The 14,810-nt window shown below is 32.5% G+C and carries 13 protein-coding genes; 7 read left to right on the top strand and 6 right to left on the bottom strand.

The genetic code is table 11. From position 1 onward, the window contains the following. Positions 1-36: 36 nt before the first annotated feature. Both R6X41_RS12295 and R6X41_RS12300 read right to left on the bottom strand, forming a co-directional pair. Positions 37-348: a DUF6660 family protein gene (locus tag R6X41_RS12295; RefSeq protein WP_318500635.1), complete on the bottom strand. Its 312-nt coding sequence runs from the start codon at positions 346-348 to the stop codon at positions 37-39. A gap of 66 nt (positions 349-414) precedes the next feature. After that, on the bottom strand, positions 415-2,610 hold the full coding sequence (locus R6X41_RS12300) for a B12-binding domain-containing radical SAM protein (protein WP_318500636.1): 2,196 nt from the start codon (positions 2,608-2,610) through the stop codon (positions 415-417). Between the two features lie 157 nt (positions 2,611-2,767). On the opposite strand from R6X41_RS12300, the gene R6X41_RS12305 reads away from it, so the two are divergent. Next, on the top strand, positions 2,768-3,574 hold the full coding sequence (locus R6X41_RS12305) for a class I SAM-dependent methyltransferase (RefSeq protein WP_318500637.1): 807 nt from the start codon (positions 2,768-2,770) through the stop codon (positions 3,572-3,574). Positions 3,575-3,635: 61 nt separating this feature from the next. Here R6X41_RS12305 and R6X41_RS12310 read toward each other — a convergent pair whose 3' ends face one another. Then, on the bottom strand, positions 3,636-4,907 hold the full coding sequence (locus R6X41_RS12310; RefSeq protein ID WP_318500638.1) for an MFS transporter: 1,272 nt from the start codon (positions 4,905-4,907) through the stop codon (positions 3,636-3,638). 221 nt (positions 4,908-5,128) lie between these two features. Between R6X41_RS12310 and R6X41_RS12315 the strand changes: the two genes are divergently transcribed. The 3 genes from R6X41_RS12315 (at position 5,129) to R6X41_RS12325 (ending at position 6,631) form a co-directional block, all read left to right on the top strand. After that, the gene (locus R6X41_RS12315; RefSeq protein ID WP_318500639.1) at positions 5,129-5,605 is read left to right on the top strand and encodes a hypothetical protein; all 477 of its coding nucleotides are present in this window, start codon (positions 5,129-5,131) and stop codon (positions 5,603-5,605) included. 63 nt (positions 5,606-5,668) lie between these two features. Beyond that, positions 5,669-6,040: a hypothetical protein gene (locus R6X41_RS12320; RefSeq protein ID WP_318500640.1), complete on the top strand. Its 372-nt coding sequence runs from the start codon at positions 5,669-5,671 to the stop codon at positions 6,038-6,040. Positions 6,041-6,145: 105 nt separating this feature from the next. Next, positions 6,146-6,631 (top strand): hypothetical protein, encoded by a 486-nt coding sequence (locus tag R6X41_RS12325; RefSeq protein ID WP_318500641.1) that lies wholly within the window; start codon positions 6,146-6,148, stop codon positions 6,629-6,631. Between the two features lie 318 nt (positions 6,632-6,949). On the opposite strand, the gene R6X41_RS12330 is transcribed toward R6X41_RS12325, so the two are convergent. The 3 genes from R6X41_RS12330 to pflB form a co-directional block, all read right to left on the bottom strand. Next, positions 6,950-7,732 (bottom strand): formate/nitrite transporter family protein, encoded by a 783-nt coding sequence (locus tag R6X41_RS12330; RefSeq protein ID WP_318500642.1) that lies wholly within the window; start codon positions 7,730-7,732, stop codon positions 6,950-6,952. 33 nt (positions 7,733-7,765) lie between these two features. Next, a complete protein-coding gene (gene pflA, locus R6X41_RS12335) occupies positions 7,766-8,494 on the bottom strand; it encodes a pyruvate formate-lyase-activating protein (RefSeq protein WP_318500643.1) in 729 nt (242 codons plus the stop codon). Positions 8,495-8,664: 170 nt separating this feature from the next. Next, on the bottom strand, positions 8,665-10,920 hold the full coding sequence (pflB, locus tag R6X41_RS12340) for a formate C-acetyltransferase (protein WP_318500644.1): 2,256 nt from the start codon (positions 10,918-10,920) through the stop codon (positions 8,665-8,667). A 344-nt stretch (positions 10,921-11,264) separates the two neighbouring features. On the opposite strand from pflB, the gene R6X41_RS12345 reads away from it, so the two are divergent. The 3 genes from R6X41_RS12345 (at position 11,265) to R6X41_RS12355 (ending at position 14,790) form a co-directional block, all read left to right on the top strand. Continuing rightward, positions 11,265-12,296 (top strand): Gfo/Idh/MocA family protein, encoded by a 1,032-nt coding sequence (locus R6X41_RS12345; protein ID WP_318500645.1) that lies wholly within the window; start codon positions 11,265-11,267, stop codon positions 12,294-12,296. A gap of 116 nt (positions 12,297-12,412) precedes the next feature. Further along, a complete protein-coding gene (locus tag R6X41_RS12350) occupies positions 12,413-13,981 on the top strand; it encodes a serine hydrolase (RefSeq protein WP_318500646.1) in 1,569 nt (522 codons plus the stop codon). A gap of 83 nt (positions 13,982-14,064) precedes the next feature. Then, a complete protein-coding gene (locus tag R6X41_RS12355) occupies positions 14,065-14,790 on the top strand; it encodes a hypothetical protein (protein ID WP_318500647.1) in 726 nt (241 codons plus the stop codon). The last annotated feature ends 20 nt before the right edge of the window (positions 14,791-14,810 follow it).

Raw genomic sequence — 14,810 nt, forward strand, 5'->3', positions numbered from 1 at the left:
GAATTATGTACTAAAAACCTGTAAAAACAGGACACATTATACTCGAGGTGGCTGTAATATTGTTTGATTAAAGTCTTTTCCTAGACTATCGAAATGAAGAAATAATTTTGTAGAAATCTCTGAAATGGTAAAACTTATCTCTAAAGGTATAAACTGAGTCGCATGAATATGACAACAGTGACATTGGCAAAACGGAGAACACTCGTCTGAAGCATTGTGATCGTGATTTGAATCAGAATGTTCGGAAAATTCGGTAGTCGTATCATCGTCAAATGAAGCAGTATCTTCGCAAGGCGCAAAGTTTAATGCTAATATATAGATTGATAATATGACTGCTAAAAATTTCATCGATTCAAATATACAAATTATTGTATGCAATGGTATTGCAAAATGCAACGTATAAATATTAACTAATTACAACACTAATAAACCATGTTCCTTTAATGTATTAATCGATTTTGAAAACCAGAACAATTCAAAGTTCTCAAATTGTGTTTCAAAATCTTTTTTCAACATATTAAATGATTTTTGAGTTGCATTGTTTGGAGTCAGTTCTTCTAAGGTTTGTAATAGCCACTCGCCTTCTTCTAAAGGTGTTATAATTTGAAAATCATCTGTTTTATTATAAAACGTCATTTTTAAACTAGTATATGTATTCCCTTTTTTCGTTTTAGATAACTCTTCTACAAATGGTGATTTCCCTAACCATACAATTTTAGCAGTAGGTTTTATATTGAAATTAGGTTCAGTTTGTAATGCATTATAAATACATTCTGAATCTATAGTCGTATCCGGAATATTAAAATCGAACCAATCTTGAAGCGGTAAATCAAAACCAATACCGTGCATATAATTAAATAATGATGTTTTTAATCCGTTGCTAAATTTTGAATGATCGATTCCTGTGACATCAGAAAACGCGACATCATTATTCGCAAAAGTAATATCGTTATAATGTGGTGTCACTCCAAATTCAGATGGATTTAAACCAATTGGACTATGCGCTGTTAACGCAAACTGATGCCAAAAACCAGACTGCAACACGCCGACTTCAAACAACTGACGTACCATTTCTAAACTATCTACCGTTTCCTGTTCCGTTTGTGTTGGATAGCCGTACATTAAGTATGAATGCACCATAATGTTACTTTCGGTTAAATTTCTTGTGACTTGCGCCACCTGTTCTACCGTAACCCCTTTATCAATCAATTTTAATAAACGGTCTGATGCGACTTCCAATCCGCCAGAAACAGCTATACATCCAGACGCTTTTAAGAGCACACATAAATCTTGGGTGAAATTTTTCTCGAATCTGATATTTGCCCACCACGTTAATGTTAAATCTCGTTTTAATATTTCTAAAGCTAAGGCTTTCATTAAGGAAGGCGGTGCAGCTTCATCTACAAAATGGAAACCAGAATCTCCCGTTTGCGCAATGAGTTCCTCCATGCGATCAACTAAAGTCTTAGCCGCAATGGGTTCGTATATTTTTATATAATCTAAAGAAATATCGCAAAACGTACATTTTCCCCAATAGCAACCGTGTGCCATGGTGAGTTTATTCCAACGGCCGTCACTCCATAAACTATGCATGGGATTGGCAATTTCGATAACAGAAATATAGTCCTTTAACAACAAATCTGAATAATCTGGAGTTCCGACAGCGCTCTGTTTGTAGTCTGGAATGGGACTATCGTTTTTATAAACCACTGCATCGTTTTCTAACAACAATGTGCGTTTAAACTTAAAAGTCTCTTGCTTCTTAACGTTACAAACCAAATCATGTAATAACTCTACAGGTAATTCGCCATCGTCTAGGGTAATAAAATCGAAAAACTCGAATACCCGAACATCTGTTAGTGATCGCAATTCTGTATTTGCAAATCCGCCACCAACAGCGATTTTTGTATCAGGAAAGTTTTCTTTTATAAACTGAGCACAACGAAACGCACTATATAAATTACCAGGAAAAGGTACAGACATACAGACCATTTTAGGTTGAATATCTTCTAACGTTTCCTCTAGAATTTGTAGTGTAATATCGTCTATAAAAGTGATTTCTTGTTGCAGACTTGCATACAATTCATCAAACGAATTGGCACTCATTCCTAAACGTTCTGCATACCGACTAAAACCAAAATTATCGTCTATACATTCAATTATAAAATCTGATAAATCTTCTAAAAATAAGGTTGCTAAATGTTTGGCTTTATCTTGCATACCCATATTACCAAAAGCCCAATCTAAATTTTCTAAATTATCGAATCGAGAAGCATGAGGCAGGAAATTATCTGTACAAATTTGTCTAGCCAGCGTTGTATTCTTTCCTTGTAAAAAATGAATTACAGACTCTAAAACCTTTAAATAATCATCTTTTAGAGCATAAATTCGTTTACAATTTTCACTTTGAATGGTATCATTTTCGAAAGCAAAATCGAATAACATGGTGAATGCATTTTTCGAAAACAATTCTATAATAACTTCAATCCCCAGATCCATTTGAAAGGATGAAATATCTTTAGTATTTAGAAACCCTTTAATATACGCTGTTGCTGGGTACGGCGTATTTAATTGTGTAAATGGTGGTGTTATAAGTAAAATATCTTTCAAAATAATGCTCAAAATTTTAAACAAATATAATGTATTTGTTTTCCGAAGTTTATTACAGGGATTTAAATATGAGATTTCATAAATATGAGATTTAGTCTGCTTTAAATAATTATATGTAATTTGTTACCTTAATCAGTATTATTTAGACCTTATCACAATGAAACCAGATCACGATTATAAAACGGTAAACAAAGCCACTTGGAATGCCAAAACCGAAGCACACCTTACCTCCGACTTCTACAATGTTGAAGGCTTTTTAAACGGAAACTCTTCTCTAAATTCCATTGAACTGGGTTTACTTGGCGATGTAAAAGGCAAAAAGATATTACATTTACAATGTCATTTTGGACAGGATTCATTGTCTTTAGCACGTTTAGGATCACAAGTAACTGGAGTAGATTTATCTAATGTTGCCATTAAAAATGCTGAAAGATTAGCAAATCAACTGGAACTAAATACTACATTTATTTGTTGTGACTTATATGATTTACCCAATCATCTTGATGACACTTTCGATGTTGTTTATACTAGTTATGGCACTATTGGTTGGTTTCCTGATTTAGATAAATGGGCAAAACTGATTTCTAAATTTCTAAAACCTCAAGGTGAATTTATTTTTGTAGAATTTCATCCTGTGGTTTGGATGTTTAATGATGCGTTTGATAAAATTGAGTATAGTTACTTTAAATCGGATGCCATTATTGAAACTGAAACAGGTACTTATGCAGACAGATCTGCCGACATTATAAACAAATCCATCACTTGGAATCATAGTTTAGGTGAAGTGTTAACGGCTTTACTTCAGAATAATTTACAGTTACAATCTTTTGAAGAGTTTGATTATTCGCCGTATGATTGTTTTAGTAATACAGTTGAAATGAATTCGAAGCAATTCAGAATTGCACATTTGGATTCTAAACTACCCATGGTATATGCCTTAAAAGCTTTGAAAAAACAATGTTAGACACGTGTTTAAAATTTGATGTCGTTCATTTTTATCATTGAAAAACTAAAAAACAAAATCATTACTTCACCCCTAATCCTTGCTCTGGTTGTTGCTCTAAAAGTGCGAGAGCATTCTTTTTTAATTTTTCTTTTTTAAGATATTTGCCATAAAACAGAGTAATAATTATAGCAAGAAAACCTTGAATTAACACCGTAGATTGTACTCCAATGTATTGAGAAATACTACCAATTGCTAAACTACCAATAGGTAAAAAACCTGTTAACGTCATCACGTAAATACTAATTACACGTCCTCTAAATGCATTGGGAACATTCACCTGGATTATGGTGTTAGTAATGGTACGCACAGACATCATTCCGAAGGCTCCTATCGCGACAAACAATAAGGCCGTGTAATAGTTATCACTTTCTGAAAACAATACAAGTCCAACCCCAAATATTAAAGAGTTTATAGCTAAAACTTTACTTAAGTTAGTCCCGGGTTTTAGAGAAGCCAAAAAGATTGCGCCAATAAATGCACCAAATCCAATAACACCATCGATAACTCCTAATGTAGATGCCGAACCATTAAAAACATCTTTAGCAAAGGCAGGTGTTAGCGTAGTAAACGACAATACAAACAAACTCATTAACCCTACAAAAATAAGAATGGAGTGAATTTCCGGAGTACTTGCGATATAATTAAAAGCTTCTTTAAATTCTAATTTTATGTTTCTATCTGCAGATGATTTTAGCACTTGTTTTGGCAAGCGCATTAATACTAACGAAATAATTACCGGAATAAAACTCACTGCATTTAAACCAAAACACACTTCATCTCCAAAAGATTCTAAAATGAAACCAGCAATTGCGGGACCTATCAATTTCGATAAATTCACCATGGACGAATTTAAAGCTAATGCGTTGGGTAGATCGTCTTTATCGTCTACCATTTCTCGAACCAAAGACTGCCGTGCAGGAACATCAAAACCATTAATAATACCAAGAACAGCACTAAGAACAATAATAGTCCACACTGCATGGTCTCTAAAAAATATAATAGAAACAGTAAGTAAAATAGCTTGAACTAAAGATACAATTTGAGTAATTAATAATACCGTATGTCTATTGTGCCTGTCTGCTATTACTCCACCATAAAGCGAGACTAAAGCTGTTGGAAAAAGCGTTGCAAACACCGTAACACCCAACATGAATTTAGACTGTGTTAAACTATAAATCACCCAACTTACAGCCGTTTTTTGCATCCAAGTCCCTAAAAGAGATACAGACTGTCCCATAAAAAACAATCTAAAATTTCTACTTTTAAAAGAATTGAATGTGGTAAAATTCATATGTATTCTGTACTTTTTTTATAACTCAAAATTAAACTATTCAGCTTAAAAAGGGATATTAATACGATAAGCAAAATTTATAAATCATTTATAAATATTATAGTCTTAGTTTATACTAAACTATATGCTAATCTTCTTTTTTTATTCTCTTAAAAGTTTAATTAGAATTGATTATTGTTTTAACTTAGTATCTCTTATTTTAATCTTAATTATATCATATATTGGAAACCTTCACCCTTGCCCGAGTTATACATGTATTGGCTGTTGTTTTATGGATTGGAGGCGTATCTATGGTAACTACGGTTATTATTCCTGCTGTAAAAAAAATGAAATCCAAGGAAGATAAAATGCAGACGTTCGAGCAAATTGAAGGTAAGTTTGCGACCCAAGCGAAAATCACAACTTTACTTACAGGAATTACTGGATTTTATATGATGTATGAATTAGATGCATGGGATCGCTATCTAGACCCTAAATTTTGGTGGGTTCACGCTATGACTATAATGTGGATTATCTTTACATTAGTATTATATGTTTTAGAACCTCTTTTACTTCATAAGTTATTTAAAAAGGAAGTCGAAAAAAATCCTGATAAAGCGTTTAGAATAATTCATCGTGCGCATTGGATTTTACTTATTCTTAGTTTATGCACAATTTTTGGAGCAGTAGCTGGAAGTCATGGTTGGTATTTATTTTAATAAAATATTCTTAAAAATATGTAAAGTTATTTTTTATTCTTTCGAAACCATTACATTTGCATTGTGAAAAAAGCAGTTAAATTTTCTGGTGTTTTACTTTTAACAGTATTATATTGTTTCGCACTTTATAGTGTTGCACAACCCCTGCCTAAAACTTTCATTGTAAATTCGAATCCTTCTGAGCAACAACAGAAAGTTTCAACAGTTACTAAATCGCTTTTCAATCTAACTTCAGAATCTGAAAACTTAAGTGTTTCATTCAATCCTTCACCTGGACCATTTTTAAAAATTCCTTTATTTGAGTCGGGTTGGCATTCTAAACTTAATGAGCAATTAGTTCTTGCACAAATTTCGCAATACACAAAACACCAAACCAATACATTGGTTAAGTATCGCAAAACCGATTCCATATTTCCTTTTCATTATTTCTGGTAATTTCATGTTTTTATTAGTGCTTTAACACACTAAACGTAAACAACTACAAGGTTATGTTTAATTACATAATCGAAATTTATTATGAAATAATTTAAACACAATACAATGAATACTGGAACATTAATTCTTAGCGCATTCTTTATAGTAATCTGCGCATTACCTTTTATATTATCAACTCGTGGCAGCAGAAAAAGAAAAAATGCAATGCTAAAAGCGGTAACTGAAATCGCTACAAAAAACAATGCAACTATTTCTAAATACGATGTTGGTGCCGATTTTGTTATTGGTTTAGACGATGTAAAAAACTTGGTTTTTTTCTTCAAAAAAACACTTAATAACACTATTGAAAACTGCTTAGATTTATCGGATTATAAAGATTGCAGAACTTTAAAGTTTAGCAAAAACCTGAATTCAAATAGTAAGTCTCAAGCTATTCAAACTCTTAAATTAAATTTTATTCCGATAGATAAAACCACTACAGAATCTCTATTTGAATTTTATAATGAAGATGTAAACACACAATTAAGTGGAGAACTTCAAATAATAGAAACGTGGCAAACGTTAATTCAACAAAAATTAACTGCTAAATAAATATTTACTAAGCCTCATGATAACCATGAGGCTTTTATATTTTCAACTCTAAAACTACTACTGACCTTATTAAAAATTAAGTTTGTAGAATTTAAATTAATTCAGGGAAGAATACCTTTTAAACATAAAAACCCCGATACAAGTTATATCGGGGTTTTACCAAAAAAAAGAAAATACATGTTTGCTCTTAGAGCTTCTTAAATAAATCATTGATGATTAAACTGTACCGACTTAATACTAAACGATTAGGTTAAACACTTATATTAAATTGACATTACAATTGTAATTTAGTAAACATAAAACCTGATTTATCGTATTCTAATTCTCTACTTTTCCAAATAAATAGCCATACGGCAATCCAACAAATAAAGCACCACCAACAATATTACCTAAAGTTGCAGGAATTAAATTTTTAAAAACAAAAATACTCCACGTAATATCTGAACCTTCGAATATTGAAAGTGGAATAAAATACATATTCGCAATACTGTGTTCGAATCCAAAAGTCACAAAAGCCATTACAGGTAACCAAATCGCTATAATTTTACCACTTGTATTTTCTGCTGCAATACCTTGCCAAAGCGCAAGACACACCAACCAATTGGCTCCAATTCCTTTTATAAAAGTCACTAAAAAAGTATGACTGGTTTTACTATGTGCAATGTTATGAACCGTATTTATATAAGGCTCACTACTTACTAAATGTGTGAGATGTGTAATTACATATGCAATAAAAAGTGCTCCAATAAAATTTCCAATATAAACCAAGCCCCAGTTTTTAAACATGGCACAAGCTCGCTGTCTTTTGGTTAAAATGTTAGGAATAAAATAGGCATTGTTTCCTGTAAAAAGTTCTGCACCTACAAGTACAACAAGAATAAGTCCTAATGGGAATGCAGCACCAAATAAGAACCTTGAAATACCGGGATTATGTTCTGCAATTCCTGGAGAACCACCAGAAACAATTATGGCTAATAATCCTCCAAAAGCAACATAAGCTCCAGCTAAAAAAGCAAGTATTAATGTTTTACTTATGGTGTATCCTTCTTTATTAAGCGCAATTTCGTTTACTATTTTTATACCTTCTTTAGGTGTATTCATAATAATTTTATAATGTGAACTGCAAGTTGAATCTTAATTTACCTTAACTTCTTTAAAGTAGTGTTCTAATATATCTTTAGCAGCATCTAGTTCTTCTTTAATATTCTCTCTGACATCCTTAAGCTCGTATTCCCAACCTAAAGCATCCCATTTATGAACACCTAATTTATGATATGGTTGAAGTTCAATTTTTTCAATAGTTTTATAATCCTTAAAATATTCGCCTAGTAGATGAAGTAATTCTGGTGTATTTGTCATTCCAGGAATTAAAACATAGCGAAGCCACATTTTCTTTCCAGATTCTTCTCTGTATTTTGCAAAATTAAAAGTAGTTTCTTTGTTTTTTGCACCAGCTATTTTCTGAAATCCTTCTTCAGTCATATGCTTAATATCAAGCATCACCAAATCGGCATAATCATCTAATAACACTTTTGTAGGGTGATTTAACAACCGTCCGTTTGTATCGATATTCGTATGAATACCTTCTTCTTTTAACCGTTTAAAAAATGTAATTAAATTTTTGGACTGTAATAAAGGTTCCCCTCCAGAAACAGTAACACCTCCATTGTCTCCGAAATAAGATTTCATTCTAAGGGCACGTTGTACAAGATCTTCAATATTGTATTCTGTACCGCCTTGAGTATCTATAGTATCTGGATTATGGCAATACAGACATTTTAATTTACAGCCTTGTAAAAACACAACCATACGTATTCCAGGACCATCGTGTGTCCCAAAAGATTCTATGGAATGTACGCTCAATGTATTGTCTAAAGTTTTGATAGTTGTTCGTTTTTTTAATTAAAAATAAGAGGTATTCAAAAATATAAGTCACACTAATAAAATAGGGAGATTACTTTTTTTAATTAGTAAAATAAGTGCTTTATGTTTTTTCTTGAATACCTCTTGGAGTTATATAAACAGAGTTCGATTTACATAGATTCGTGGAAAGAACGAGAAATAACTTCTAATTGCTGTTCTCTAGTTAATCTGATAAAGTTAACTGCATATCCAGAAACACGTATTGTTAATTGTGGGTGATTTTCTGGGTGTTCCATCGCATCTAATAATGTGTCTTTGTCTAAAACATTCACATTTAAATGTTGTGCTCCATGAGCAAAATATCCTGTTAAGGTTGCTGCAAGGTTGTCTATGCGTTCTTCGTCTGTAGATCCTAAAGATTTAGGTACTATAGAGAATGTATTAGATACACCATCTTGTGAATCTTTATAGTCTATTTTTGCTACAGAGTTTAATGAAGCAATTGCGCCGTTAGTATCACGTCCGTGCATTGGATTTGCTCCTGGTGCAAAAGGTACGCCTGCATCTCTACCATCTGGAGTTGCTCCTGTCTTTTTACCATACACTACGTTAGACGTAATAGTAAGTACAGACATTGTTGGCTCTGCGTTTTTATAAACTGCTAATTTTTTTAACTCGTTATTAAAATCTTCTACTGCATCATGAGCAAAGATATCTACACGATCATCGTCATTTCCATATTTAGGAAATTCACCTTCAATTTGGAAGCTTACCGTTAAACCTTCTTCATTACGAATTGGTTTTACTTTAGCATATTTTATTGCTGATAAAGAATCTGCTACGATAGATAAACCTGCAATACCGTAAGCGATATTAATTTCAGGGTTTGTGTCTATTAAAGCCATCTGACCTTTTTCGTAGTAATATTTATCGTGCATGTAGTGAATAATATTCATAGAATCGTTGTACACACGAGCTACCTCTGTCATTGCCAATTTAAAATTAGCCATTACTTTATCGAAGTCTAAGTATTCATCTTGATCTACTTCAATACCTTTCACCATTTTTTTACCGGTAATTTCGCAACGACCAGCATTTACTGCTAAAAGTAATGTTTTAGCCAAGTTAGTACGTGCTCCGAAGAATTGAATTTGTTTTCCGATTTCTTGGTAAGATACACAACATGCAATTCCGTAATCGTCAGAACCTCTTAGTGTACGCATTAAGTCATCATTTTCAAATTGAATTGAAGACGTATCAATAGCAACTTTAGAACAATATTTTCTAAAATTCTCTGGTAAAGCAGGCGACCATAGTACAGTAATGTTTGGTTCTGGTGATGGTCCTAGGTTGTATAATGTATGTAAGAAACGGAAAGCCGTTTTAGTTACTTTAGTACGTCCGTCGTTAAACATTCCACCAATAGCTTCGGTTACCCAAGTTGGATCTCCAGCAAATATTTCGTCGTAAGCAGACATTCTTAAGTGACGCACCATACGTAATTTCATTACAAATTGGTCGATATATTCTTGAGCTTCAATTTCTCCAATAACTTCGTTATCTAAATCTCTTTGAATAAAAATATCTAAAAAAGTAGATACATTACCTAAAGACATTGCCGCACCATCTTGTTCTTTTACAGCTGCTAAGTAAGCCATATATGTCCATTGTACAGCCTCTTGTGCATTTACTGCAGGACGACTTAAATCAAGACCATAAGCATTACCCATAGTAATCATTTCTTTTAATGCTTTAATTTGCTCAGAAACTTCTTCTCTTAAGCGAATAACAGCATCTGTCATCGGACCTTTAATATTAGCTAAATCTTGTTTTTTAGCTGCTATTAAGGTGTTAATACCATATAAAGCGATTCTTCTGTAATCACCAATAATTCTACCACGCGCATAATTATCTGGTAATCCTGTTAAAAACCCCAAAGATCTGAATTTTCTAATTTCAGCATTATAAGCATCAAACACACCATCGTTATGCGTTTTTACATATTTAGAGAACAATTCATCTACTTGATTGGCAGGCTTTAAACCAATCTCTTCTAATGCTTTTTGAACTACTTTGTAACCTCCGAAAGGTTTCATAGCTCTTTTTAATAAACCGTTAGTTTGCAAACCAACGATAGTTTCATTTTCTTTATCTATATATCCAGCTTCAAAGTTAGCAATACCTGAAACTATATCTGTATCAACAGAGTGAACTCCGTTATTTTTTCTTTCAATTTTAGTGGCATCTTTACAAACGTCCCATAATTTTTTGGTACGCTCACTTGGTCCTATTAAGAAATTTTGGTTTCCTTCATAAGGTGTTATATTTCTGTACACAAAATCACGTACATTAATTGCTGTATTCCAATCTCCATTTTGGAAGCCTTCAGTCTTAAGGTCTGAATTTTTTAACTCTGCTACTTTCATATTATTTTATATTAAATCTTTATCTATATTGTATTACTCAAATTTCAGCACAAAGAGTGATTTAAAACATGACAATTGATAGTTTTAGTCCGAATTGGGAACACTCCAAAAATTAGCGTTAAAAAATTGTTAAAACACATTAAATCACCGGTTTTCGTAAATTTTCGTTAATGAAATCACCACTTATCTGTAAACTTTACAATTGTCTATTCTATAGCATTTTACCTTGTGAATTTTTCAAACGTTTGAAAAATATTTAGTAAATTTTATTTTTCTTAATTATGATTATTTATCACAAAAAAATTATCCTAATTATAACTTTTCAATCCAAAACACACCTTATAATGAACGCAAAAAAAGTCTATAAATTTGCAATTATTGGAACCGGATCTATAGCCAAAACGCATGCTAAATGCATTAACGAACTTCCTAATGCAGAATTAATTGCCGTATATGCATCTTCTAAAGTACGAGCCAATCAAGCCGCAACTATTTTTAACGTTCCTGTATACATCGATTATAATATACTTTTTAGTGAGTTTGAAATTGATATTGTTTGCATTTGTACGCAAAGCGGAAGTCATTTAGCTCCAACACTTGCTGCTTCCCAATCTGGAATACATGTTCTCTGCGAAAAGCCTTTAGAAATTTCTACAGAACGTGCCACTAAGATGATAATGGGTTGCAGGACTCATGGCGTGACTTTGGGATGTGTTTTTCAGAATAGATATTCACCTGATTATTTAGAAATTTTACAAGTGATACATAAAGGTTGGTTAGGCAAACTTCTCATGGGAAATGCTAATATTAATTGGTATAGATCGCCAGAATATTATAGCGAAAGTCCGTGGAGAGGCACTTTATTAGGAGATGGTGGCGCTGCTTTAATAAATCAAGGTATTCATACTATAGATCTGTTACTCCATGCTATGGGAACTGTTAAATCTGTTTATGGTAAAGTACATACTATGGTTCATCAAATTGAAGGTGAAGATACCGCTCATGCACTTGTAAATTTTAAATCTGGAGCTATTGGAACCATTACTGCCGGTACTTCTCTATTTCCAGGTTACCCAGAGCGCTTAGAAATTTATGGCGAACATGGAAGCATTATTCTAGAAGGTGGAAAAATTATAAAATGGCATATAAAAGGTCATGAAAGAGATGTTGGATCGACTTTATCTGATAATTCTAGCGGTGCTTCAGATCCTAACGCTATTGGATATCTTTTACATAAAACACAAATTTCAGAATTTATAAAAGCCATAGATCACAAAACCCAACCCGAAATTAATGGAGAAGAAGGTTTAAATTCTCTAGCATTAATTGAAGGTATTTATAAATCTTCAAAAAACAATATAGAGGTACAATTTTAATACTTTCATTCGTATTGAAAGATCTCCGGAGTATAAAACTAGAATATATTCTACATTAAATTTTAATACATTTATGGACCTTTATAAAAAGACTCTTATTCAACCGATATATTAATATGACATATTTAAAGAAATTCATCATTGTTACACTCGTATTACTATTCCATTTTACTGGATTTTCACAAGACGTTAGTTCAGTTCAGATAGATTCTTTAGTAGCTAAATCCATGTCTTTAAAGCAGGATGTAGGCATTGCTATTGCTGTGGTAAAAGATGGAAAAATAATCCATTCTAAAGGCTATGGTGTGAAATCGCTTTCTACAAAAGCAAAAGTAGACGAAAACACATTATTCTCGATTGCTTCTAATTCTAAAGCATTTACATCTGCTGCTTTGGCTATTCTGGTTGATGAAGGTAAATTGTCTTGGGATGATTATGTGATAGATTATATTCCTGAATTTAAAATGTACGACGATTACGTTACTGCAAATTTTACAATTATTGATTTGCTTACGCATAGAAGCGGATTAGGTTTAGGAGCTGGTGATTTAATGATATTTCCTGGTGTTGGCGATTTTACTATTGATGATGTTTTGAAGAGTTTTCAATATCAAACGCCAACATCTGCTTTTCGTACAAAATACGATTACGATAATTTATTATACTTAGTCGCAGGAGAAGTTGTGTTTAGAGTTAGTGGTACATCTTGGGCTGATTTTGTACAAACTCGAATTTTTAATCCGTTAGGCATGAACAATTCCGTCCCCTTAGGTAATCGTTTAAAATCTGATGCTAATGTTGCGATGCCTTACAGTTCTTATAATAATAAAATAGTAGAAGTAGCACCTTATAATGGAGGAGAACTTGTTGGTGCAGCTGGAGGTATTAACGCTAGTGTAAAAGACTTAAGCCAATGGATGCTTATGCAATTGAACAAAGGAAAATATGGCCCAGATTTATCTAAAACATTGTTTTCTGAAGACCGCCAAATACAAATGTGGTCGCCAATTACCATGACAGATTTTAATCTATATGCCGACAGTCGTACCGAAAATCATTTTACGGCTTATGGATTGGGTTGGGAAATTTTGGATGTAAAAGGAAAAATTGTAATACAACATACAGGCGGAATAACAGGTATGTTATCGCGTACTATTTTAATACCTGAACTGAATATAGGAATTGTAGTGTTAACAAATTCCGATCCAGGAGGGTATGCCTTCTACTCTATTCCAGAAACTATTTTAGATATGGTTCTAGGTGTCGATAAAAAAGATTGGATTACTGAACTTTCAGAATATAGTCAACTTCAAGAAAAAGAAGGTGATGCCGTAACCAATGCTGTTTGGGCTACTGTTGAAACCAATAAAAACACTAAAATTGATTTTAATAATTATATAGGAACTTACAACGATCCTTGGTTTGGAGACATAACCATAACTGATAAAAATGGCAAACTTTGGTTCACCTCTAAACGCTCCCCAAAGTTAAACGGACAACTGTTTTTTTATAAAGCCACAACTTTTGCAGTTAAATGGGAATTTACAGATATGCCTTGCGATGCTTTTGCTACGTTTAATTTAAATGAAGAAGGCAAAGCTGTACAAATTAAAATGAAAGGCATCTCGCCAAACATAGATTTCAGTTTCGATTTTCATGATTTAGATTTAAAACGTGTGGAGTAAAATACTTAGACCTACTTACGGAAAACCGTAAACTAAAAGGCATCTAACGTAATATCTTGCATCATATAAAAATTATATATATTATGAAAAACATTACATTATTTATTTTATTACTATCAATCTGCATAATTCCAAAAAATGTAAAGGCTCAAGATAACGGTGCTGCTATTGCAGCTGGCGTAGGTGCTCTAGTAGCAATAGGAGTCGGAGTTGCAGCAGTAGAACAAATGAAAGAACGTGCAGAATTAACTGCAACACAGTGGATATTATCTAATGAACCTGAATTAAATAGTTTCTCACTAAAGACTATAGATTTTGATGGTAAAAAAGTAAAAGATATGTCGACTGCATCTGTAATCACATTCAAAATTCAAGAATTCACACCTTCTGAAGAACCGGAATTAGATGGTCGTAAACAAGTTCTTTTAGGCTTTACAAGCCATGGTTGGATTAATGAATATGGGATTGATTTTGAAAAAGTTAAATGGTTTTTAATTGATTCAAATAAATGGGTGGACATGATGACTAATTATGTACAGGTTGCATCTGGAAATCAAGAAACAGAATTCATAATGGAGCAATTATTAAATGGAAAAATTGTAAATAAAGGGGTTAAAGTAAAAAGTAAAACAACAATTCCATTTTATAAACTTTCAGGTGATATGTATGTAGTTACTGATTATTCAGATGATATGAAATTTATTTATAATGAAAAATCGTTAGGAATCTTCCTTAAAGAAACAAAAAATCTAATTCAAATAGGTCGAGGAAGTATAATTGAAATCCATGACTTCTTTTTTGAAGAATAATATAACAATCACATCTTAAA

The organism is Formosa sejongensis, from assembly GCF_033447105.1.
Taxonomy (GTDB): Bacteria; Bacteroidota; Bacteroidia; order Flavobacteriales; family Flavobacteriaceae; genus Formosa.